This is a genomic window from Yeosuana sp., from assembly GCF_057126245.1.
The window spans coordinates 26,721-50,122 of sequence record NZ_DBNGMQ010000101.1 but is presented as its reverse complement, the minus strand read 5'-3'; the positions used below and the strand labels follow the sequence as shown (position 1 = coordinate 50,122).

18 protein-coding genes are annotated in these 23,402 nt (G+C 33.7%); 17 read left to right on the top strand and 1 reads right to left on the bottom strand.

All coding sequences use genetic code 11. The features are described 5' to 3' along the window. Positions 1-7 precede the first annotated feature (7 nt). From AC15TD_RS13625 to AC15TD_RS13570, 12 genes are all read left to right on the top strand, one after another. Positions 8-3,466 (top strand): hypothetical protein, encoded by a 3,459-nt coding sequence (locus AC15TD_RS13625; protein ID WP_484452700.1) that lies wholly within the window; start codon positions 8-10, stop codon positions 3,464-3,466. 86 nt (positions 3,467-3,552) lie between these two features. Beyond that, positions 3,553-4,737, top strand: coding sequence for a glycoside hydrolase family 17 protein (locus AC15TD_RS13620; RefSeq protein WP_484452699.1), 1,185 nt, complete (start codon positions 3,553-3,555; stop codon positions 4,735-4,737). Positions 4,738-4,759: 22 nt separating this feature from the next. Beyond that, the gene (locus AC15TD_RS13615) at positions 4,760-6,043 is read left to right on the top strand and encodes a glycosyl hydrolase family 17 protein (protein ID WP_484452698.1); all 1,284 of its coding nucleotides are present in this window, start codon (positions 4,760-4,762) and stop codon (positions 6,041-6,043) included. Further along, a complete protein-coding gene (locus AC15TD_RS13610; protein ID WP_484452697.1) occupies positions 6,040-7,047 on the top strand; it encodes a glycoside hydrolase family 2 TIM barrel-domain containing protein in 1,008 nt (335 codons plus the stop codon). Before AC15TD_RS13615 ends, AC15TD_RS13610 begins: the two co-directional genes overlap by 4 nt. Further along, entirely contained in the window at positions 7,044-8,537 is a 1,494-nt protein-coding gene (locus AC15TD_RS13605) for a glycoside hydrolase family 30 protein (protein ID WP_484452696.1), read from the top strand. The genes AC15TD_RS13610 and AC15TD_RS13605 overlap by 4 nt, the downstream gene beginning before the upstream one ends. Positions 8,538-8,580: 43 nt before the next feature. Next, complete coding sequence (locus tag AC15TD_RS13600; RefSeq protein WP_484452695.1) at positions 8,581-10,968, top strand: MFS transporter; 2,388 nt, start codon at positions 8,581-8,583, stop codon at positions 10,966-10,968. Positions 10,969-11,001: 33 nt separating this feature from the next. Continuing rightward, on the top strand, positions 11,002-11,910 hold the full coding sequence (locus tag AC15TD_RS13595) for a glycoside hydrolase family 17 protein (RefSeq protein ID WP_484452694.1): 909 nt from the start codon (positions 11,002-11,004) through the stop codon (positions 11,908-11,910). Positions 11,911-12,008: 98 nt separating this feature from the next. Further along, positions 12,009-12,893, top strand: coding sequence for a glycoside hydrolase family 17 protein (locus AC15TD_RS13590; protein WP_484452693.1), 885 nt, complete (start codon positions 12,009-12,011; stop codon positions 12,891-12,893). 238 nt (positions 12,894-13,131) lie between these two features. Next, the gene (locus AC15TD_RS13585) at positions 13,132-14,064 is read left to right on the top strand and encodes a glycoside hydrolase family 17 protein (RefSeq protein WP_484452692.1); all 933 of its coding nucleotides are present in this window, start codon (positions 13,132-13,134) and stop codon (positions 14,062-14,064) included. A 107-nt stretch (positions 14,065-14,171) separates the two neighbouring features. Beyond that, positions 14,172-17,453 (top strand): VCBS repeat-containing protein, encoded by a 3,282-nt coding sequence (locus tag AC15TD_RS13580; RefSeq protein WP_484452691.1) that lies wholly within the window; start codon positions 14,172-14,174, stop codon positions 17,451-17,453. Between the two features lie 378 nt (positions 17,454-17,831). Further along, complete coding sequence (locus tag AC15TD_RS13575) at positions 17,832-18,623, top strand: T9SS type A sorting domain-containing protein (RefSeq protein ID WP_484452690.1); 792 nt, start codon at positions 17,832-17,834, stop codon at positions 18,621-18,623. 422 nt (positions 18,624-19,045) lie between these two features. Then, positions 19,046-19,171, top strand: coding sequence for a PID-CTERM protein-sorting domain-containing protein (locus tag AC15TD_RS13570; RefSeq protein WP_484452689.1), 126 nt, complete (start codon positions 19,046-19,048; stop codon positions 19,169-19,171). On the opposite strand, the gene AC15TD_RS13565 is transcribed toward AC15TD_RS13570, so the two are convergent. Then, entirely contained in the window at positions 19,172-19,762 is a 591-nt protein-coding gene (locus tag AC15TD_RS13565) for a riboflavin synthase (protein WP_484452688.1), read from the bottom strand. It lies immediately after the preceding gene. Between the two features lie 65 nt (positions 19,763-19,827). On the opposite strand from AC15TD_RS13565, the gene pdxA reads away from it, so the two are divergent. From pdxA to accB, 5 genes are all read left to right on the top strand, one after another. Beyond that, positions 19,828-20,874 carry a 4-hydroxythreonine-4-phosphate dehydrogenase PdxA gene (pdxA, locus tag AC15TD_RS13560; protein WP_484452687.1) on the top strand — a complete coding sequence of 349 codons (1,047 nt, stop codon included), beginning with the start codon at positions 19,828-19,830 and terminating at the stop codon, positions 20,872-20,874. Positions 20,875-20,948: 74 nt separating this feature from the next. Next, a complete protein-coding gene (locus AC15TD_RS13555; RefSeq protein WP_484452737.1) occupies positions 20,949-21,488 on the top strand; it encodes a YceD family protein in 540 nt (179 codons plus the stop codon). A gap of 9 nt (positions 21,489-21,497) precedes the next feature. Beyond that, complete coding sequence (gene rpmF, locus AC15TD_RS13550; RefSeq protein WP_484452686.1) at positions 21,498-21,701, top strand: 50S ribosomal protein L32; 204 nt, start codon at positions 21,498-21,500, stop codon at positions 21,699-21,701. A gap of 181 nt (positions 21,702-21,882) precedes the next feature. Next, entirely contained in the window at positions 21,883-22,884 is a 1,002-nt protein-coding gene (locus AC15TD_RS13545) for a beta-ketoacyl-ACP synthase III (protein WP_484452685.1), read from the top strand. Positions 22,885-22,902: 18 nt separating this feature from the next. Beyond that, entirely contained in the window at positions 22,903-23,382 is a 480-nt protein-coding gene (accB, locus tag AC15TD_RS13540) for an acetyl-CoA carboxylase biotin carboxyl carrier protein (protein WP_484452684.1), read from the top strand. Positions 23,383-23,402 lie beyond the last annotated feature (20 nt).

Sequence of the window (23,402 nt, the reverse complement as noted above, 5' to 3'; positions counted from 1 at the left end):
AAAATTAATGAGTATTAAAGATATGTATATCGGTAATCTGAAAGTACAATCAACCGATAAGGAGATAACTGGCGAAATGGTTCAGTTTGAAAATGAAAATTATTATAAAATTTCAAATTCAGGCACTATGCGCCCTTTTTTCATGAGTATTGTTAGTGATTCCGATCATTGGATGTTTATATCAAGCAATGGCGGATTATCAGCAGGAAGAAAAAATTCGGAATCATCATTGTTTCCCTATTATACGGATGATAAGATTACCGAATCAGCTGAAACTACGGGAAGTAAAACCATCATGCATGTGTCTAAAAATGGCAAAACATACCTATGGGAGCCTTTTTCAAACAGATATGAAGGTATTTATAATGTTACCAGAAACCTGTATAAAAATATCTATGGCAATAAAGTTGTCTTTGAAGAAATTAATCATGATTTAAAATTGTCATTTCGATATCAATGGAATTCAAGTGATACGTATGGCTTTGTAAAAAAATCAACACTGGTAAATAATGATACCTCTAAAACAAGTGCTACAGTTTTAGATGGCCTACAAAATATATTACCATCAGGCGTTAATTCTGCTTTGCAAAATGCGAGTAGCAATTTGGTTGATGCTTATAAAAAATGCGAGTTAGAAAGTGAAGTTGGCATTGGAATTTTTGCTTTAAGTGCTTTTATAGTAGATAAAGCAGAACCGAGTGAAGCTTTAAAAGCAAATATTGTATGGTCTATTGGGAATGATAATCCAACATATTTATTGTCATCATTACAACTTAATGATTTCAGACAAGGGAAAAACATCACCCAAGAAGTGGATATAAAAGCTGAAAAAGGCGCTTATTTTTCTTGTTGTAATTTAGAGTTAAATGGGCAATCTGAAACGAGTTGGATGACGATTACTAACGTGAACCAATCTATAAGCGGCGTCAACTATGTTTCAAACTTAATTAAAACCGAAGTCAATTTAGCAAAACTGGTTCAAGATGATATTGATAAAGGGACTACTAATTTAATTGGGTTGGTAGGCACGTCAGATGGTTTGCAAAAAACAGCAGATGCGTTAACAAATACACGGCATTTTGCGAATACCCTTTTTAATATTATGCGTGGTGGTATTTTTGATGATGACTATACGATTGAAAAGGAAGATTTTATTAAATACATTGCAAATGCCAACAGAAAAGTTTTAAAGAAAAAAGAAGACATACTTAACAGCTTGCCAGAATATTTTTCATTAAAGTTTATTAAGAATGTTGCGGATGAAGATGACGATAAAAATTTTAAACGTCTTTGTTTTGAATATCTACCGCTAAAATTTAGTAGACGCCATGGGGATCCAAGTAGACCGTGGAATAGATTTTCAATTAACACCAGAAGTGAAATTGACGGCTCTAAAATTTTAGATTATGAAGGTAATTGGCGTGATATTTTTCAAAACTGGGAAGCTTTAGCACATTCGTATCCAGAGTTTATTGAAAGCATGATTCACAAGTTTTTAAATGCCACAACATTTGAAGGCTATAACCCGTACCGAGTCACTAAAGGAGGTTTTGACTGGGAAGAAATTGAAGAAGATGACCCATGGTCTTACATAGGATATTGGGGAGATCATCAAATTATCTACTTATTAAAATTCTTAGAGTTTATCGAAAATCATTACCCGAATCGTTTAGAGAGTCAATTTAATAAGGATTTGTTTGTATACGCTAATGTACCTTACAAAATTAAGAGTTATCAAGAAACACTCCAAAATCCTAAAGACACCATTGATTTCGATAATCATTTAAATGAAGAAATATTTAGGAAGAAAGCCGAGCTTGGTGTTGACGGTGCTTTACTAAGAGATAAAGATTACTTTATTTATAAAGTTAATTTAATCGAAAAATTACTGGCAACGGTTTTGGCAAAGGTCTCTAACTTTATTCCAGAAGGTGGTATTTGGTTAAATACACAACGTCCAGAATGGAATGATGCGAATAATGCTTTAGTAGGTAATGGTGTTTCGATGGTTACCCTGTATTACTTGCGACGATTTTTAAATTTCTTTGAAGGCATAGTTACCAAAGCAAGCACTAATCAAGTTGAAGTATCTGAAGAACTTCTTCAATTTTTCAATAAAATAGTGACTGCTCTTAATGAACATGAATCAATTCTTTCAGGAAAAGTTTCTGATAAAGACAGAAAATCAGTTTTAGATAAATTAGGAACCGCAGGTAGTGATTACAGATTAAAAATTTATGAAGAAGGATTTGTTGGTAATAAGAAGGCTATTAGTAAATCAGACATCCTAAGTTTTATAACCATTACTTTAAAATATCTTGACCACAGTATTGAAGCCAACAAAAGAGAAGATAAGTTATATCATGCCTATAACATTATGACCGTTGAAAATGATGAGGTTTCAATTTCTTATTTACCTGAAATGTTGGAAGGGCAAGTATCTGCTTTAAGCTCTGGCTATTTAACACCACAAGAGGCTTTAGACTTGTTAGATGGTTTAAAAAACAGCGCATTATTCAGGCCAGATCAATACAGTTACATTTTATACCCAAATAAAGAATTGCCAAGGTTTGATAAAAAGAATAACATTCCTTCAGTAAAGTTTGAAAAATCAGAATTACTCAAACAACTAGTAAAAGATGGCAATGCTCAAATTGTAGAAAAAGATGTATTAGGTAATTATCATTTTAGTGGTAGTTTTCATAATGCGGGTAGTTTAAAGGATGCTTTGTCGAGTTTGCCAGAAGGAACGTATCAATCACTTATTAATAAAGACACCAAATATTTATTAGACCTTTTTGAAGAAACCTTTGATCATAAATCATTTACTGGTCGCTCAGGAACCTTTTTTGGATATGAAGGCTTAGGCTCTATTTACTGGCACATGGTTTCTAAATTGTTATTAGCGGTTCAAGAAAACTGTTTATTGGCTGTTAACACAAATGCAAGTGACGTGGTAATCGGTAAATTATTAGACCATTATTATGAAATTGAAGCGGGCATAGGCGTACATAAATCACCAGAGTTGTATGGGGCATTCCCAACAGATCCATATTCACACACACCAGAAAATAAAGGCGCACAGCAACCAGGAATGACTGGTCAGGTTAAGGAAGATATTTTAAGCCGAATAGGAGAATTAGGCGTTTTTGTTGAGAGTGGATCTATATTTTTCAACCCGAGGTTATTAAGAAAAAGTGAATATTTAAAAGATTCGAATCACTTTGAATATACCGATGTTAATAAACAAAAACGAGTTATAGAATTAGAAAAGGATTCACTCGGTTTTACATATTGTCAAGTGCCAGTAATCTATAAACTTGCTAATCAAGAAGGTCTTAGTGTTGTTTTTAATGATGGTAATCAAGTTGATTTTAACAGTTTAAAACTAGACACGGCAATAAGTAAAAAAGTTTTTGAAAGAACAGGAGAGATTAATCAAATAATTGCTTCTATAAAGGAATAGATGATTTATAAATTATAATAATATTTTATAAACCATTTTTTTTGCTATTACATCTAGAAAAAAAAGTAAATAAGCGATAAAAAAAAGTGATAAAACAAAAATATATAACTGCAGCAGAGATATTAGGTAATCCCGATTATTTAGCGATTTCTTATGGAGGATATAGACAGAAATCCAGAGATATTCAGCCTACAATTCCACAGCTCAAAGAAGATATGAAAATCTTAGCCGCCATGGGAGTTAAGGTTTTAAGAACATATAATGTTCAATTGCAGCAAGCTCCTAACCTATTAAAGGCTATTAGCGAGTTGAAAAAAGAAGATGCTTCGTTCGAAATGTATGTCATGCTAGGCGCTTGGATAGATTGTCAAAATGCTTGGACAGATATGGAGCCTAATCACGACGTTGAAAGCGAACAAAATGCTTCAGAAATCGATCGGACTGTTGCATTAGCAAAAGCCTACCCAGATATTGTTAAAGTTATAGCTGTAGGAAACGAAGCTATGGTACATTGGGCAACAAGCTATTTTGTGCGCCCTAATGTGATCTTAAAATGGGTGAATCATTTGCAAGAATTAAAAAAGAATGATGAGCTCCCTAAAGATTTATGGATTACAAGTTCTGATGATTTTTCATCATGGGGAGGTGGAGATCCAATTTATCGCACACAGGATTTAATTGATCTTATTAAGGCAGTAGATTATGTATCTATGCATACCTATCCAATGCATAACTCGCATTATAATCCTGCATTTTGGGTTGTGCCAAACAATGAATGGAATTTTTCAAATAAAGAAAAAATTGAAGCAGGGATGCAACGTGCTCTTGAATTTGCAACAAAGCAATACGAAGTTGTTTCAAACTTTGTTAAAAGCTTAGGGGAAAACAAACCTGTTCATATTGGAGAAACGGGTTGGGCAACAATTTCTAATGGGCCTTATGGCGCCGATGGATCTAAAGCGGCAGATGAGTATAAGTCTGGAAAATATTATAGGCTTATTAGAGACTGGAGTAATAAAGCAAAAGTGTCATGTTTTTATTTTGAGGCTTTTGATGAACAATGGAAAGATGCTAGTAACGAACGTGGTTCAGAAAACCATTTTGGACTGATAAACCTTAAAGGACAAGCTAAGTATGCCATATGGCATTTAGTCGATAAAGGGGTGTTTAATGGCTTAACTAGAGATGGGAAGCCAATAACTAAATCCTTTAATGGGAATAAAGAAGATTTACTACTGGAGGCCCTTGTTCCTCCATTAGCATTGGCATAAGAAAAAGTTTAAAACATTAATTATGAAAAATTATTTATCAATCATAAGAAATTGTCTGCTGATATTTTTAATCAGTTTTACATGGTCTTGTGGTAAAGTTAAAAATAATGATGTGAAAGAAGTTCAAACAAAAAAAGTATCAGCTAAAGATATTTTAGGGAATCCTGTGTATTTAGCTATGTCGTATGGTGGTTATAGACATACAGACCACGGTATTGAACCTACACTAGAAGAGCTAAAAGAAGATATGAAAATATTGCACGCTCTAGGAATTAGAGTGGTTCGAACCTATAAAGTTCATTTGCCTCAAGCCGAAAACCTTTTAAAAGCTATTAGTGAGTTAAAACAGAAGGATCCAAGCTTTGAAATGTATGTGATGCTTGGCGCTTGGATAGATTGTAAAAATGCTTGGACAGAGCAAGAACCTATTCATGATATAGAAAGTGAGGCTAACAAACCACAAATAGAAAAGGCGGTTGCATTAGCCAATCAATATCCAGATATCGTAAAAGTAATCGCTGTTGGCAATGAAGCTATGGTTAAATGGGCAGCGAGTTATTATGTAGAGCCATGGATTATATTAAAGTGGGTAAATTACCTTCAGAACTTAAAAAATGAAGGAAAACTATCTAAAGATTTATGGGTAACGAGTTCAGATAATTTTGCTTCTTGGGGAGGCGGTGGCGAAGAATACCATGTAGAAGATCTAAATAAATTAATTAAAGCTGTAGATTTTCTTTCTGTTCACACGTATCCCATGCATGACACACATTATCAGCCAGAATTTTGGTTGAATGCCGAAGGTATGGAAGGTAAAACCGATATGGAAAAGATTGAAATCTCTATGTTACGAGCAAAGGAGTATGCGATGATGCAGTATGAAAACGTAAAGAAATATATGGAGAGCCTTGGTGTTAATAAACCAATTCATATTGGTGAGACGGGATGGGCAAGTTTTTCTTCAGGCTATTATGGTGCTAGTGGATCAAAAGCTTGCGATGAATATAAAGAAGCTCTTTACTATCAACATATGAGAGACTGGACTAACGAATCAGGAATGTCGTGTTTTTATTTCGAAGGATTTGACGAACCTTGGAAGGGTGGTGATAATTCGGGAAATTCTGAAAAGCACTTTGGATTATTTACCGTAGATGGGAAAGCAAAATACGCTCTTTGGGACGCAGTAGATAAAGGAATATTTAAAGGATTAACAAGAAATGGTAATTCTATTGAAAAAACGTTTAATGGAAATAAAAAAGCATTATTGAAAACGGTTTTGGTACCCGATACGACAAAAAGTAAATGAAAAAATACATAGTTTTAATATTAGTAATTGGCGCATTAATGTCTTGTAAGAGCAATTCAAAAAATGAAATTGTTTCTATAGAAGGCCGTCATATATATGTTAATGATTCACTTTATACGATAAAAGGGATTTGTTATCATCCAGTGCCAATAGGTAGTGATAAAAGAGACTTTGGTAATCTAACAGAAGATTTAACATTAATGCTTGAAGCTGGCATAAACACGATAAGAGTTTATCAGCCAATTGAAGAAGAATTTGTGTTAGATGAGATAGCCCGAGCTGGGATAAAAGTTATTATGCATTTTGGGTATACCCAAAATGGTAAGTATGATATCCTTTCAGGCTCCTTTATTGATTATATAAACACCTTCAAAAATCACAAAGCTATATTGTTTTGGGAGCTTGGAAACGAATATAATTATCATCCTGAATGGTTCGAAGGTGATATTAATACGTGGTATATAGCACTTAATAATGCAGCTGATCTTATTCATAAAAATGATACGAATCATCCAGTGGCAACAGCTCATGGTGAGTTACCAAATAAGGAGATTCTTGAACTTTGCTCTAATGTAGATATCTGGGGAATGAATGTATACCGTTGGGATAATCCAAAAACAATTTTTCCTGAATGGGAGGCTATTAGTTCTAAGCCAATGTATCTATCGGAAGCTGGAGCAGATAGTTATATGACGATTGCAAGAGATCAGTATGCAGAAGGCGTTAACGAAGACGCACAAGCTGATGCAACAAAAAAAATTATTGACGAAATATTTGGAGCACCTAATATATGCTCTGGCGTAACGATGTTTGCATTTGTTGATGAATGGTGGAAAGCTGGAGAAAATAATGTCCAAAATAAGGGTGGTTGGGCACCAAATAGTATTGGAGTACCCTATGATGGAGCTCCTAATGAAGAATATTGGGGTATTGTGAATATTGACAGAAGTAAGAAAAAAGCATTTAATACTTTAAAAGAAGGATATAAATCTAATAACAAATGAAAGCATTCAGTTACTTGAGTTCTATGTTAGTACTAATCACAGTGATAAGTTGTAATACAAAGTTTAACGAATTAAATGTTGAAGTTTATGAAACCTCAGCAAGTGGAAATAAGTTAAAAAAACTAACAGAGTTTTCAGGTGTAGATAATCCAATTAATATCCAATTATTACCCAATCAAGCGTATCAAACTATTACAGGATTTGGAGGCTCATTTACAGAAGCTTCGGCTTATTTACTGAACAGGTTAAGTGAGGAAAACCGACATAGAATACTAGAAGCTTATTTTAGTGATGATGGCGCAAGATACTCCCTTACAAGAACGCACATGAACTCATGTGATTTTTCATTGAACAATTATTCCTATGCACCTGTTGCAGGAGATTTAGAGTTGAAAAATTTTACCATTGATGAAGATAGGGATGACTTGATTCCAATGATTAAAGATGCTATGAAAATTTCTAAAGACGGTTTTAAAATTTTGGCATCACCCTGGACCGCGCCACCTTGGATGAAAGATAATGACGATTGGCGAGGCGGTAAATTACTGCCACAGTATAATGATACATGGGCCTTATTCTTTTCAAAATATCTAGACGCTTACAAAGCAGAGGGTATTGATATTTGGGGTTTCACTGTTGAAAATGAACCTTTAGGGAATAACAATAATTGGGAGAGTATGCATTTTAGCGCCGAAGAGATGACCAATTTTGTAAAGCATCATCTGGGACCAAAACTGGAAGCAGATGGTCACAATGTAAAAATTTTAGGGTATGATCAAAACAGAGGTGACGAACTCATAGAATGGATAGATGTGATGTATAAAGATGAGGCATCTTCAAAATATTATGATGGGACAGCGATTCATTGGTATGCAAGTACGTATGATTATTTTCCAGAATCACTTCAATACGCACACGAAAAAGCACCTAATAAATATTTAATTCAATCGGAGGCTTGCAGCGATTCTGAAATTCCAAAATGGCTTGACGACCAATGGTATTGGTCTAAAGAAGCGACCGATTGGGGTTGGGATTGGGCCCCAGAAGATCAAAAATATTTGCATCCAAAATATGCACCTGTTAATCGGTATGCAAGAGATATTATTGGCTGTTTAAATAATTGGGTAGACGGATGGATTGATTGGAACATGGTTCTAGACAAACAAGGGGGGCCAAACTGGTTTGAAAATTGGTGTCTAGCGCCAGTAATTGTTGATCCAGATAAGGACGAGGTATATTTTACACCTGTTTACTATATATTAACTCATTTTAGTAAATACATAAGACCTGGAGCCGTAAGAATTGGATTTGAAAACCCCGATGAGTCTATTATGGTGACAGCGGCAAAAAATCCTGATGGTTCTATCGCTGTGGTTGTTTTCAATCAAGGGTCAGAAGCAAAGAATTTTAAACTTTCTTTAAACGAAAGCAATGTTGATATTCAAATAAAAGCGCAGGCAATTCAAACAATAATAATTCCTAAAACATAACTAACTATATAAATAGATCACTAACTAAACTAAAACTAAAATCATGTCAAATAATAAAGCAATTGCAAGTCATAAGGTGCCGTTTGGACAAAAAGTCGCCTTTGGACTTGGTATGTTAGCAAATCAAATGTTTCCAGCAGCCTTGGGTATTTTTATGGTTGTACTGGTGCAAGATTTAAAATTCCCGGGATGGATGTGGGGCGTTTTATTTTTCGTTCCAAGATTATTCGATTCCATTACAGATCCTATTATGGGTTTTATTTCAGACAACACGAGATCTGTATGGGGAAGGCGCAGACAATATGTGTTTTTAGGTGCTATCATTATGGGTATTTCATTTGTTTTGATGTGGCAATTGTACAGAGAAGATGGTGTAAATTATAATTTCACCTACTTTTTGTTATGGTCTTTAGTATTTTATTTAGGGTTGACCATTTTTAGTGTTCCTTATGTAGCCATGGGTTATGAAATGAGTGATGATTTTCATGAGCGTACAAGTATTATGGCAGTTGCACAATGGGTAGGCCAATGGGCATGGGTAATTGCACCTTGGTTTTGGGTGGTTATGTATGATCAGGAGTGGTTCCCCAATGCAGATACTGCAACAAGGACATTAGCGATATGGGTCGGCGTTGGATGTGCTATTTTAGCGATGGTTCCGGCCATATTTATTAAAAGTAAATCTACCAAAAATGACGAAAGTCTTGCGCCGCTTACTGTAAAAACGATTGGTGGAAGTTTGAAAGAAATTTTAAAAGGATTTAAAGAAGCCTTTGGCTATCCTGCGTTCAGAAAATTATGCTTTTCTACATTCTTAATTTTTAATGCGTTTAATACGGTTGCTACTTTTACGTTTTTTATTATTGTTTATTTTTTGTTTAATGGCATAACAGGTGATGACGGTGCTTGGATATGGCCCACACTTTTTGGTAGTATGGGTGCGTTGGTAACCACCTTTGTGGTAATTCCAATTGTTGCCTGGATGTCAAAAAAAATGGGAAAAAAGAATGCATTTTTATTGTCTCAAGGGATTTCTATTATTGGCTATATCATGTTATGGTTCCTTTTAATACCTGGAAAACCGTATATGTTTCTTTTTGCGCTGCCTTTTTTCTCTTTTGGAATTGGTAGTTTATTCACCTTAATGATGTCTATGACAGCCGATGTTTGCGATTTAGATGAGTTAAACACTGGAAAACGAAGAGAAGGTATTTTTGGGGCTATTTACTGGTGGATGGTTAAATTCGGTTTTGCTATTGCAGGTTTATTAAGTGGCGCTATTATGACACTGGTAGGTTTTGATCCAGAGGCAATTGTTCCGCCTGGTGGTGAAATTGCCGGACTAACCGGATTAAGAATATTCTTCACAGGACTACCTATATTAGGAACTCTTACGGCTATGTTTATCATGAGAAATTATGATTTAACCGAAGAAAAAGCCGTTGATATTGGGGTGCAATTGAAAAGGAGAAAAGCTTTTAAGCCTTCTGGTTATGCCAATATGAAATTACTTTCAGAAATTGATATTGATCTCATTTCAGAAAAAGAGATTAAAGAGAGATTCCCTCATTTTTATACATCGAAATTGGATTTTGCTTCCTTGTCAAAAGAAGAGATTAAAACAGAATTTACAGATGTTTTTCAAAAAGGAATGTCTGGTATCTGTTTTAGTGCCTATGAAAGTGGACAAGAACCTGGAGATTATATTACAGAAGAACAAATACGTAAACGACTGGAAGTTTTAAAACCTCATACAAAATGGATTCGAGTTTTCTCTTGTACAAGTGGACATGAAAAAATCCCTAAAATTGCAAAAGAAATGGGATTAAAAACGATGGTAGGAGCTTGGTTAGATAATGATATTGAGAAGAATCATAGCGAAATCACGGCACTAAAAGAGCTATTAAAAAACGATCTTGTTGATGTTGCAGCTGTAGGAAACGAGGTGCTTTACAGAGGAGAGCTAAACGAACAAACCATTATAAATTATATTAAGGAAGTTAAAAAGTTTGCCAAAAACGTACCAGTGGGTTATGTAGATGCGTATTATGAATTTACTAATAGACCTCAATTAGTAGCGGCGTGTGATGTTATTCTTGCTAACTGTTACCCATTCTGGGAAGGTGCCAATATTAAAATCGCAGGATATTATCTTCAGGAAATGTACAGCAAAACGGTAGAAGCTGCTCAAGGTAAAAAAGTTATTATTGCAGAAACGGGCTGGCCAAGTATAGGAAGAGAGAACGGTGGAGCCATGCCTTCTGAAGAAAATGTAATGACCTATTATATTAAGTGTCAACTTTGGGCCCAAAATCAAAACGTAGAATTATTCTATTTTTCTTCATTTGATGAGTCATGGAAAATACATTTTGAAGGATGGGCTGGAACCTCTTGGGGTTTATGGGATGCCAAGGAAAAATTCAAATATTAAAAATCAAAAACTAAATAATCAAAATATAATACGATGTCATATAGAAGAGATTATCATTATACCTTAGAAGGTACAGATTACACCGAAAACGTAGGCGTTGACTTCAGTAAACTTTCAACCAAGAAATTAGAAAAACTTTGGAGAGAAACACTTGAAAAAGGAATGCATGGCCTTTGTTTTAGTATGTATGAAGACGGTCAGAAACCAGGAGATATTATTACAGAAGAACAGGTAAAAAGAAGAATGCAAATAATAAAACCTTATACGAAATGGATTCGTTCGTTTTCATGTGTAGAGGGTAATGAACATATACCACGTATTGCGCATCAAAATGGAATGAAAACCTTAGTTGGGGCTTGGCTTGGTGATGATCTTGACATGAATGAAGACGAAATTGAAGGTCTTATTGCTTTGGCAAAAGAAGGATGTGTAGATATTGCAGCAGTAGGTAATGAAGTGATGTATCGTGGCGATTTAACAGAAGACCAATTAATAGCTTATATCAATCGTGTTAAAGAAGCGTTGCCAGGAATTCCAGTAGGATATGTCGATGCTTATTATGAGTTTTCACATAGACCAAGAATTACCGAAGCATGTGATGTTATCTTGGCAAACTGTTACCCTTATTGGGAAGGCTGTAGTATAGAGCATTCTTTAAACCATATGCAGCAAATGTATAATCAGGCTTCAGATGCTGGTAAAGGTAAAAAAGTGATTATTACCGAAACAGGTTGGCCAAGTGAAGGCGGTAGTTTAAGAGGCGCGGTATCATCAAGAGAAAATGCCATGAAATATTTTATTAATACTCAGGTATGGTCTTCTAAAAGTGATATAGAGATTTTTTATTTTTCATCGTTTGATGAGTCGTGGAAAGTTGGAGCCGAAGGCGATGTTGGTGCCTATTGGGGGCTTTGGGATAAGGATGAAAAACTCAAGTTTTAATAAAAAATTCCGTAAGGAATTGAGTAATTAAAAATTATAATTTTTACTATTGTAAAATAAAACTATAGAAAAGTATTAAATTAAAAAGATTTAGGAAAATGTCAATAAGAGCAGGAAAAATTAAAGCATTAGTAGGAATAGATCATGCTAATAAAACTTCAGATGAGTTACAATCATTATTTAGAAAAGTACTTGATAATGGGATGCATGGATTGTGTTTTAGCACCTATGAAGACGGACAAGGACCAGGTACTCAAATTACTGAGGCTCAAATTCGAAGACGTATGGAGATTATAAAACCTTATACCAAATGGGTAAGGTCGTTTTCATGTACAGACGGTAATGAATTAATTCCAATAATAGCAAAAGAGTACGGAATAAAAACCTTGGTAGGAGCTTGGTTAGGAAGTGATGATGAAATAAATGAGAAGGAAATCTCGGGTCTTATTAAACTGGGAAAAGAAGGTTATGTAGATATTGCTGCTGTAGGGAATGAAGTGATGTACAGAAAAGACTTAACAGAAGATGAACTCCTAGTATTTATGAATCGGGTAAAAAGGGAAATTCCAGAAATTCCTATGGGATATGTCGATGCCTATTATGAGTTTTCACATAGACCAAAAATAACGGAAGCCTGTGATGTCATTTTAGCAAACTGCTATCCGTATTGGGAAGGCTGCAGTTTAGAATATTCGTTGTTATATATGAAAGACATGTACAATCAAGCGGTAAGCGCCGCAAATGGGAAAAAAGTAATAATTTCTGAAACAGGCTGGCCAAGTGTTGGTGAGTTGTTTCACGGGGCACAGCCCGGACATGAAAATGCGTTAAAATACTTTATAAATGCCCAAAAATGGTCGGAAGAAGATGATATCGACATGTTCTATTTTTCATCGTTTGATGAATCGTGGAAAGTAGGATCAGAAGGCGATGTAGGGGCTTATTGGGGGCTTTGGGATAAACATGAAAAGCTAAAATTTTAATTGTATTACTTGCGAGCCTATTAATTTAGGCTCGCACTTTTATATGAATTACCATAACATGTATTGATTTTTTTTACCCTTTTTAAGACGCTTTTTTTTCGGTTATAGGTTAAAATAGGAGTCTTGACGAATTTCTATGCACAAATTTGATTTCAAAAATTATTTATTATTTATTGCGGACTTAGATACAAACATGAAAAGTTAAATTTTAATCAGTTTAAAAAAGTAGTAGTTATAGATGAACTTAACCAATAAATTAAACCTTCCTTTTGCCAATGCTATTTGCTATTCGGGTTTTAGAAAAGGACAACATCCAGGTGGAGTGTATCCAACTTACAATCAAATTAAAGAAGACCTTTTAATTCTGCAAGGACAATGGAAATACCTTAGACTTTATGATTGCGATAAACATGCAGAAATTGTCCTAGAGGTTATACAGAAAGAAGAATTAGATTTTAAAGTTATGCTGGGCGCTTATATTGTTGCAGAAATGAATAATTTCGGTTGCCCTTGGGGTGCTACTCATTCTGAGGAACAGCTCGAGGAAAATATGGAGATTAATGAAAAACAGATTAATAAACTCGTTAGTTTAGCAAATCAATTTCCCGACATTATATTTTCATTATCTGCTGGTAATGAGGCTTGTGTTGATTGGACCGATCATTATGTTCCTGTAAAAAGAGTGATTGATTTTGTGAAAACGATTAAGAAAGGCGCTAAACAACCGGTAACCTTTTGTGAAAATTATGCACCTTGGCTAGACAAGCTACAAGATTTGGTAGCAGAAATTGATTTTATTTCGATACACACCTATCCGGTTTGGGAATATAAACATATTCATGATGCCTTAGAATATACCAAGCACAATTATTATGCGGTGGCTAATAAATATCCAGACGTACCAGTAGTGATTACAGAGGCAGGTTGGGCAACCAATTCTAATGGGAGAGGGATTGACCCTTCAAATGTAAGCGAAGAAAACCAGGAAATTTATTACCACGATTTGGTTAGCTGGAGTAACGAAGAACAAATACTAACCTTTGTTTTTGAAGCATTTGATGAAGAATGGAAAGGATCTCCAGAGCCTCTAGAGCCCGAAAAGCATTGGGGATTATTTAAAATTGATAGAACACCTAAATTGGTTATGAGAGGCCTATTGGCTAATAATTAGATTAGCAATAGGAGTTTTCCATATCTGAAATTAACAGATAACTTTATGATATTACAACAGGAATTCTTTATATTTAAATCTATTGTTTTAAGTCAAATTAAATGGTCATGAAAAAGTATCTAAGTTTCATATTAGTCTGCATTTTTTTTATTTCTTGTCAGAAAGCTAAGAGAAATCTAAACCCCGATAAATTAGTTGGAGGATTTAAATTGTTACCATCTGAAGAAACAGGAATAGATTTTAACAATTCAATCAATGAAACCAAAACCTTTAATCATTTTTTTTATAGTCAAATTTATAATGGAGCCGGTATTGCCATTGGAGATATAAATAATGACGGCTTACCAGACGTTTTTTTTGGCGGAAATCAAGTTTCAGATAGGTTATATCTTAATAAAGGGAATTTTAAATTTGAAGATATTACTAAAAAATCAAAGGCTGCAAAAAATTCTGGTTGGACCTGGGGGGTAACTATGGCTGATGTGAATGCGGACGGTTATCTCGATATTTATGTAAGCAGAAATGGAAATTCTTTGAATCTAGAAGATTGCAGAAACCAATTATATATAAATAATCAGGACCTTACATTTACTGAATCAGCAATGAAATTCGGTTTAGCTGATGTAGGTTTCTCAACTCAAGCTGTTTTTTTTGATATGGATAATGATGGCGATTTAGATATGTACCAAGCAAATCAGCCTCCAGATCAAAAAATGTTTCTTCTTCATAACATATCAAATAGTCAAATAAAATTTTACACAGATAAATTATATAGAAATGATAATGGTAGATTTATAGACATCTCCAAACAGGCGGGAATATCGACTGATTTAACATATGGTTTAAGTGTTAATGCTACAGATTTTAATAACGATGGTTTCGTTGATTTATACGTATCAAACGATTATGAAGAACCAGATTTTATGTATTATAACAACGGTGATGGCACCTTTAAAAATGTAATACATGAAAATTTAAAACACATTTCAAGGTTTTGTATGGGCACGGATACTGGAGATATTAATAATGATGGGTTAATAGATCTTATTACATTAGACATGTCTTCGGATGACCATTATCGTTCTAAAACAAATATGGGATCGATGAGTACTGAAGAATTTAATAAAGTAGTTAGTTTAGGTAAACATTATCAATATATGTTCAATACATTGCAAGTGAACACAGGAAATGGTCATTTTTATGATGTTGCTAATATGGCAGGAGTTGGCCTAAGTGATTGGAGTTGGGCTGGTTTATTAGCTGATTTGGATAATGATGGTTTTAAAGATGTTGTAATATCAAATGGTATAAAAAAAGATGTTAGAAATAATGATTATTTAACTGTTGTAAATAATCTTGACCCTAATATTTCAAGTGAGGAATTTTTTAAGATTAGCAAATTAGCCCCTTCAATACCATTGCCTAACTATATATTTAGAAATAAAGGCAACCTAGAATTTCAAAAAGTTACAAACGATTGGGGGTTTAATAATCCTGGTTTTTCAAGTGGTATGGCTTATGGTGATTTAGATAATGATGGTGATTTAGACATTATTACTAATAATATGGATGCGCCAGCTTCCATATACGAAAATGAAGCGACTGGAAATTCAATTCAAATTGAATTTGAAGGATATTTAAGTAATACCTATGGATATGGAGCAAAAGCAATCATTCAGCATAATGGAAAAACACAAATAGCTAATAATTTTGTATCACGAGGTTATCTGTCTTCTGTACAGCCTGGACTCTTTTTTGGGTTAGGGAAAGATATTCAAGTTGAAAAAGTAGAAATAATTTGGCCAGACGGAAAAACTCAGATTATCAATAATGTGGGTGCAAATAAAACCTTAACTGTTAAACATACTAATGCAACTGTTTCTGTTACTACTAAAGAAACCAACGATCCTATTTTAACGGCGGTTAACCCCATAGAAACCGGGATTTTATATAAACATCAAGAAAATGAATTCGATGAGTTAAAGGAAGAAATATTATTACCGCATAATGTTTCTCAAAACGGACCTTTTACTGCTATAGCAGATGTTAATAATGATGGTTTAGAAGATTTATTTTTAGGAGGTGCAGCTGGACAAAGTGGAGTCCTTTATATTCAAAATAATCACGCGAAATTCGTCAAAAGTAGGTCTCAACCATGGGAAAATGATAAAACTTCAGAAGATTTAGGTTGCTTGTTTATAGATATTGATGGCGATAACGATTTAGACTTATATGTTGCTAGTGGTGGTAGTGAAGTAAAAAGAGGTAATAGCCTATTACAAGACAGAATATATATAAATAACGGAAAAGGAGAATTTATCAAAGATTTAAATTCACTTCCAAATATTTTTGAAAGTTCACAGTGTATAAAAGCCTCTGACATCGATAATGATGGTGATCTGGATATATTCGTTGGCATACGTCTCGTTCCTGGTCAGTATGGATATCCTGCAAGCAGCTATTTTCTGATAAACGACAACGGCACTTTTAAAAAAGCGCCAATAAAAATAGCTCCTGATTTAAAAAATATTGGCATGGTTACAGATGTTGCCTTTACAGATATTGATAAGGACGGCGATGAAGATTTAATTGTTGTTGGAGAGTGGATGGAAATAACTCTTTTAAAAAACAATAAGGGAATATTTTCAAATCACTCAAAAGAGTATGGTTTAGAAGATACTAGAGGACTTTGGTGGTCTATTACAGCAGGTGATTTGGATGGTGATGGTGATGACGATTATATTATTGGTAATCTTGGGAATAATAATAAATTTAAGGCATCCCAAGAACACCCTTTTAAATTGTATGCAAATGATTTTGATAATAATGGAACTAACGATATTGTTTTAGCAAAATTTTATAAAGATGATTATGTACCTGTTCGTGGCAGAGAGTGTACCAGTCAACAAATGCCTTTTGTAGCAGAAAAATTTAAGGACTACCATAGTTTCGCTTCATCCAAACTAGTTGATATTTTACCTAAAGAAAAAGTAGATGAGGCTTTTGTTTATGGAATCAATAATTTCGAAAGCATCATTTTAATCAATAAAGATGGGAAGCTTATTAGAAAACAATTACCCATTGAAGCACAAATATCTCCAATTAAATCTAGTTTAATTTGCGATGTAAATAACGATGGATATAAAGATATACTTATTGTTGGTAATCATTACGGTGTTGAGGTTGAAACAACACGTTATGATGCAGGTTTTGGAAGCGTGTTAATAGGAGATGGCAAAAATAATTTTGAATTCATGCCTCCTACGCAAAGCGGCTTTTATAGTCCAACTGATAGTCGATTAGTTAAAACCATAAAAGTGAACAGTAAAGACTTAATTTTGGTCACTAATAATAACGCATCACTAAGTATATTCCGCTATAATAATTAGCGTATTCAGTTTTATAAATATAACAAAAGTCTTTATGAAATTTATGTATTAGTAATTTATAATATGGTTTTACAAAATGTTTTATACCCTGTTGTTAATTAAGACACACCTCAATATCTGTTTTACCACAACATTACCACAACACATATTATGTAAGATGGTTATAACGATCGTAATAATCGACAAAGCGTCAGTTTAATTAGCTGTATTGCACTTATTTTAAAACATGCCTTTTTTTACATTGTATATTTTTTGTTTGGGTGTAAATCTATTTTATTAAATTTTATTCTTTATATTAGACACTTGGAATTAGTTTTTGAACATATTGTCATTGCTAAATTTCCATTAATTAATTTTATTAACTATAAATAAATACTTATGATGAAAAAAATTACTTTATTGATTTTTATTTTAATGGCGTCACTTGGTTTTGCTCAAGTTGATATGCCATATGATTTTGAAACCACTCCTGTAACTGCAGATGTTATTGCGTTTGATGGCGCTACAGCTACCGTTGAGCCAGTTGCAGCACCACAAAGCACTGGTAACACCAGTACTAACCTTTTAAAAATTGTTAGAGATGGCGGACAGCCTTGGGCAGGTGCTTTTATATTAACGGCTACGGATTTTGATTTTGCTGCAAAACCTTACATTGTATTAAACATTTGGACTGAAGCACCGATTGGTAGTCAGATTACATTAAAATCAGAAAATAGTGGTGATGGAGGTAATAATAGTGGTGATCAGATACAACTAACTACAAAGACCGCCGAGTGGGAAACATTAGTTTGGGACTTTTCTGCAGTCACAAATATGAATCAAAATAAGTTTGTAATTATACCTGATCTTACCGTAGTAGGAGATGGTACAGCTGCTTCTACTTTCTATTTTGATGACATCCAAAATGTCGCAACCCTTAGTACTAAGAGTATTGAAATCGCTGGTCTTAGCGCATACCCTAATCCTTCTCAAGATAGCTGGACAGTTAAAACACAAAATATTAAAATGTCATCTATTGAAGTGTTCGATATTTTAGGTAAAAGTGTTATCTCTTTAAAACCTGAAGCTGTAGAAGCTAGAATTGATGCTTCTCAACTTAAATCAGGATTATATTTTGCTAAAATCTATACAGATAAAGGATTTTCTAGCTTGAAATTGGTAAGACAATAATAACTTATTTACAGATGTAGTATCTGAATACAGTTAAAAGGAGCGGCTTGTTTAATACAAACAAACCGCTCCTTTTTTATTTATATACACTATTTTTAAATCCCATTTTTAAATAAATAGCAAAGCAAAAATCTATATAAAAACTAATATGTCTGTATATTTACGGTATGGTGAAATGTTAAGAATTATTTTATTGATTAGAACACACTTTTTTAAGTTTAATTACGTTTTTAAAAAGAAAAACGAAAGAGCTGATTAAGTATTTCGTCGATGAAAAGGCGTATTTTATAGATATTTTTTTAGCAAAAAGGATTCTAATTTTATTGGATACTCGCTTTTTTTTATACATTTGCCGTGAAATGAATATGCAAAATAAAAGACTTTCTGCCTCAATCTTATTTGTATTAATAAGTTTTGTATGCATGGCCCAGCTACCAGCACCTGGCCCTCCTCCAGATCCACCGGGTTTTCCTATTGATGGAGGTGTATTGTTAGGAGCCTTTGTTGCTATCTTTTATGGTGTAAAAAAAATATTAAGTAACAAATAGTTACTTTTTTAAATCAAGCAACTTAGAGACATACTTCCCTAAAACATCAAATTCTAAATTGACTATAGATCCTATTTTAAAGGTAGAAAAATTGGTGTGGTCATACGTGTAAGGTATAATAGCCACACTAAAACAATCTTTTTTAGAATTGACAACAGTTAAGCTCGTACCGTTAACGGTAACAGATCCTTTTTCGATAGTAATGTTATTTAAAGTTGAATCATATTGAAAGGTAAACATCCAACTGCCTTCAGTTTCTAAAACTTCGGTACACGTACCGGTTTGATCTACATGCCCTTGAACCATATGGCCATCGAGCCTGTCACCAAGTTTCATAGCGCGTTCTAAATTAATTTTATCATTAATTTTTAAAACACCTAGGTTTGATTTATCTAAGGTTTCCTTAATGGCGGTAACGGTATAAACATCGTCTTTAATATCAACGACCGTTAAGCAAACACCATTGTGAGCAACACTTTGGTCTATTTTTAATTCAGGAGTAATTCCACTTTTTATTGAAATATGAAGGTTGTTTAAATCCTTACGTAAATTAGTTACAATACCCATATCTTCAATTATTCCGGTAAACATATTATTATCTGTTTATTTAGTTAAATTTGCAGTAACAAAATTACAAACAAAACGTATCATTTTTAATGAAGAAAGCAGAAAATATAATACTGGGAATATCCATAGGAGATTTAAATGGTATTGGCGGAGAGGTTGTGTTAAAAACATTTGAAGATTCTAGAATTTTAGAATTTTGTACGCCCGTAATTTTTGCATCATCAAAGGTTATGACTTTCTTAAAAAATCATTTTAAATCAACCATTAACTTTAATGATATTAATGCTATTAATCAATTGGTGCACGGCAGGGTGAATGTTTTAAACTGTTGGAAAGAACCGGTAACTATTGAATTTGGTAAGGAGGATTTTAAAATAGGAGAATATGCCATTAAATCCCTTCAGGAAGCCACAAAAGCATTAAAAAACAATACGATTAACGTATTGGTAACGGCACCCATTAATAAACATAACATTCAGTCTGAAACATTTAAATTTCCTGGACACACAGATTACTTAGCAGAACAACTTGAAGGTGATAGCCTCATGCTCATGGTAAGAGATACCTTAAGAGTAGGTTTGCTAACAGATCACGTGCCTGTAAAAGATGTGGCCGTTAAGATTTCGGCAGATTTAATTGAAAAGAAAATAGATACTATTTACACAACACTTAAGAAAGATTTTAAAATAAACAGACCCAAAATAGCGGTTTTAGGAATCAATCCGCATACAGGGGATAATGGTGTTATAGGAAATGAAGACGACGACATTATGCGACCAACGCTGAAAAAAATTAAAGAAAGTGGTAAGCTTGTTTTCGGACCCTATGCAGCCGATAGTTTTTTCGGGTCTAATAATTACAAAAATTTTGATGCCATTATAGCCTCTTATCACGATCAAGGATTAATTCCATTTAAAACACTTTCTTTTGGTCAAGGCGTCAATTATACCGCCGGTTTAAGTAAAATAAGAACCTCTCCAGACCATGGAACTGCTTATGAAATTGCGGGAAAAGGAATTGCAGACGAAGGGTCTTTTAAAGAAGCCGTTTTCACGGCCATTCAAATTTTTAACAATAGATTTGATTATGAACAGCTTACATCAAATTCATTAAAGCAAACAGAAAAAAAATTATAAACAAAAAAATGTTTATAAGTGCTGTTGCATAAATTAAAAATTTATATATTTGCAGGCTCAAATTAGAAGTGATGATGAAGCCATTAAAAGAGTTTACAATCCCTTTTATAGGGTTAAAATTAGGGTTACATCATTTTAATTTTGAAATTGAGAAAGCGTTCTTTGAATATTTTGAGTATGAAGATTTTAATGATGTTAAAGTACATGTTGATGTTTCACTGTTAAAAAACACCACATTATTAGAGCTAAATTTTAAAATCTCAGGATCAGTTAATATAAATTGTGATTTAACAAATGAGCCATTTGACCAAGTCATTAATAATGATTTTGAATTGGTAGTGAATTTTGGAGAAGAATATAATGATGAAAACATCGACATTCTAATTCTTCCTCATGGCGCTTATGAAATTAATATACAGCAATATATTTATGAATTAATTGTATTAGCTGTCCCTATTAAACGTGTGCATCCTGGTGTTGAAGACGGAACATTAAATTCAGATATACTTGAAAAATTAAAAGAGTTAAGCCCAAAGCTTGACGACGAAACTAAAGAAGATAAGGACATTGATCCTCGTTGGAATACATTAAAGAAACTATTAACGGATAAATAAATATAAAAAATGGCACATCCTAAAAGAAAAATCTCGAAAACAAGAAGAGATAAAAGAAGAACGCATTACAAAGCAACTGCGCCACAGATTGCAACGTGTCCAACAACAGGTGAGGCTCACTTATACCACAGAGCTCACTGGCACGAAGGTAAATTATACTACAGAGGTCAAGTTTTAATTGACAACACTGAAGCAGTTGAAAACATTGCTTAAAAAACAATAAATGTATCGTATCAAGCGCTCCTTAGTGAGCGTTTTTTTTATGATAAGTTTTTCTATCAGCCAAAAACAACTTAATTTGCGTCATAATTAGGTCAAAAATTAGTATTTTGAACAAATTTTTGAAATTTTTGGTCATTTTAATGATTTTTTGGTCAAATTAACTAGAAAAGTTATGGGTAAAATATCAGCAGCCATTACCGCTGTAGGTGCTTATGTACCAGAATACGTATTAACCAACCAGATTCTTGAGACTATGGTTGATACGAATGATGAATGGATAACTTCTAGAACAGGTATTAAAGAACGCCGAATTCTTAAAGAGGAAGGTAAAGGTTCTTCTTACCTTGCTATTAAAGCGGCTCAAGACCTTATTAATAAAAAAGGAATAGACCCTAAAGATATTGAACTGGTAATTGTTGCAACTGCAACTCCAGATATGAAAGCAGCATCTACAGCTGCTTACACAGCTACTAATATAGGAGCGGTTAATGCATTTTCATTCGATTTAGATGCAGCATGTTCCAGCTTTTTGTTTGGTATGTCTGTTGCTGCCAAGTATATTGAATCTGGCAGTTATAAAAATGTGCTTTTAATAGGTGCCGATAAAATGTCATCTTTAATTAATTACAAAGATAGAGCGACTTGTATTATTTTTGGTGATGGGGCGGGCGCTGTATTATTTGAGCCTAATGAAGAAAATTTAGGAATGCAAGACGAATATTTAAGAAGCGATGGTACTGGCAGAGAATTTCTACAAGCCACTTATGGGGGGTCTTCATTTGCGCTGACTCCAGAAATACTGGAAAAAGGCGGACAGTTTGCGTTTCAAGAAGGGCAAACGGTATTTAAAAATGCGGTGTTTAATATGGCAGACGCTGCTATGAAAATTTCAGAAAGAAATAACCTTACTAATCATGATATTGATTGGTTGGTAGCACATCAAGCGAATAAACGTATTATTGATGCGACAGCCAGAAGAATAAATTTAGAAGAAGCCAAGGTGATGATGAACATACACAAATATGGAAATACCACATCGGCTACTTTACCGTTATTATTAAATGATTACGAATCACAACTTCGAAAGGGTGATAATTTAATTTTCGCTGCTTTTGGAGGAGGATTTAACTGGGGAGCCATTTATTTAAAATGGGCATATAATTCAAAAAACTAATTAATTAAAACCAAAATTATGGAGTTAAAAGACATTCAAAACTTAATCAAGTTTGTCGCCAAATCAGGAGCAAGTGAGGTTAAACTTGAGATGGAGGATATTAAAATTACCATCAAAACAGGATCAGAACCAGAAGCCACAGCTATACAATATGCTCCAGTAGCAGCACAAATGCCTCAAGTAGTTGCTCCAATTGCAGAATCAGCACCTCAAGCAGAAGCTCAAGCACCTGCATCAAGTGCCGAAGACAATTCAAAATATATAACAATTAAATCACCCATTATAGGAACTTTCTATAGAAAGCCTTCTCCAGACAAGCCTTTATTTGTTGAGGTCGGACAAACGATTGCTGAAGGTGATGTACTGTGTATTATCGAAGCCATGAAACTTTTTAACGAAATTGAATCTGAAGTTTCTGGAAAAGTTGTTAAAATATTAGTTGACGATTCTTCTCCTGTTGAATTCGATCAACCATTATTTTTAGTAGATCCATCATAACCATTAAAAATTCCAATATA

What these genes read in the sequence shown, in the direction of transcription:
- AC15TD_RS13625 (WP_484452700.1), top strand. Translation starts at nt 8, where the DNA reads ATGAGTATTAAAGATATGTATATCGGTAATCTGAAAGTACAATCAACC.
- AC15TD_RS13615 (WP_484452698.1), top strand. Translation starts at nt 4,760, where the DNA reads ATGAAAAATTATTTATCAATCATAAGAAATTGTCTGCTGATATTTTTA.
- AC15TD_RS13610 (WP_484452697.1), top strand. Translation starts at nt 6,040, where the DNA reads ATGAAAAAATACATAGTTTTAATATTAGTAATTGGCGCATTAATGTCT.
- AC15TD_RS13605 (WP_484452696.1), top strand. Translation starts at nt 7,044, where the DNA reads ATGAAAGCATTCAGTTACTTGAGTTCTATGTTAGTACTAATCACAGTG.
- AC15TD_RS13600 (WP_484452695.1), top strand. Translation starts at nt 8,581, where the DNA reads ATGTCAAATAATAAAGCAATTGCAAGTCATAAGGTGCCGTTTGGACAA.
- AC15TD_RS13595 (WP_484452694.1), top strand. Translation starts at nt 11,002, where the DNA reads ATGTCATATAGAAGAGATTATCATTATACCTTAGAAGGTACAGATTAC.
- AC15TD_RS13590 (WP_484452693.1), top strand. Translation starts at nt 12,009, where the DNA reads ATGTCAATAAGAGCAGGAAAAATTAAAGCATTAGTAGGAATAGATCAT.
- AC15TD_RS13585 (WP_484452692.1), top strand. Translation starts at nt 13,132, where the DNA reads ATGAACTTAACCAATAAATTAAACCTTCCTTTTGCCAATGCTATTTGC.
- AC15TD_RS13580 (WP_484452691.1), top strand. Translation starts at nt 14,172, where the DNA reads ATGAAAAAGTATCTAAGTTTCATATTAGTCTGCATTTTTTTTATTTCT.
- AC15TD_RS13575 (WP_484452690.1), top strand. Translation starts at nt 17,832, where the DNA reads ATGATGAAAAAAATTACTTTATTGATTTTTATTTTAATGGCGTCACTT.
- AC15TD_RS13570 (WP_484452689.1), top strand. Translation starts at nt 19,046, where the DNA reads ATGGCCCAGCTACCAGCACCTGGCCCTCCTCCAGATCCACCGGGTTTT.
- AC15TD_RS13565 (WP_484452688.1), bottom strand. Translation starts at nt 19,762, where the DNA reads ATGTTTACCGGAATAATTGAAGATATGGGTATTGTAACTAATTTACGT.
- pdxA (WP_484452687.1), top strand. Translation starts at nt 19,828, where the DNA reads ATGAAGAAAGCAGAAAATATAATACTGGGAATATCCATAGGAGATTTA.
- AC15TD_RS13555 (WP_484452737.1), top strand. Translation starts at nt 20,949, where the DNA reads ATGAAGCCATTAAAAGAGTTTACAATCCCTTTTATAGGGTTAAAATTA.
- rpmF (WP_484452686.1), top strand. Translation starts at nt 21,498, where the DNA reads ATGGCACATCCTAAAAGAAAAATCTCGAAAACAAGAAGAGATAAAAGA.
- AC15TD_RS13545 (WP_484452685.1), top strand. Translation starts at nt 21,883, where the DNA reads ATGGGTAAAATATCAGCAGCCATTACCGCTGTAGGTGCTTATGTACCA.
- accB (WP_484452684.1), top strand. Translation starts at nt 22,903, where the DNA reads ATGGAGTTAAAAGACATTCAAAACTTAATCAAGTTTGTCGCCAAATCA.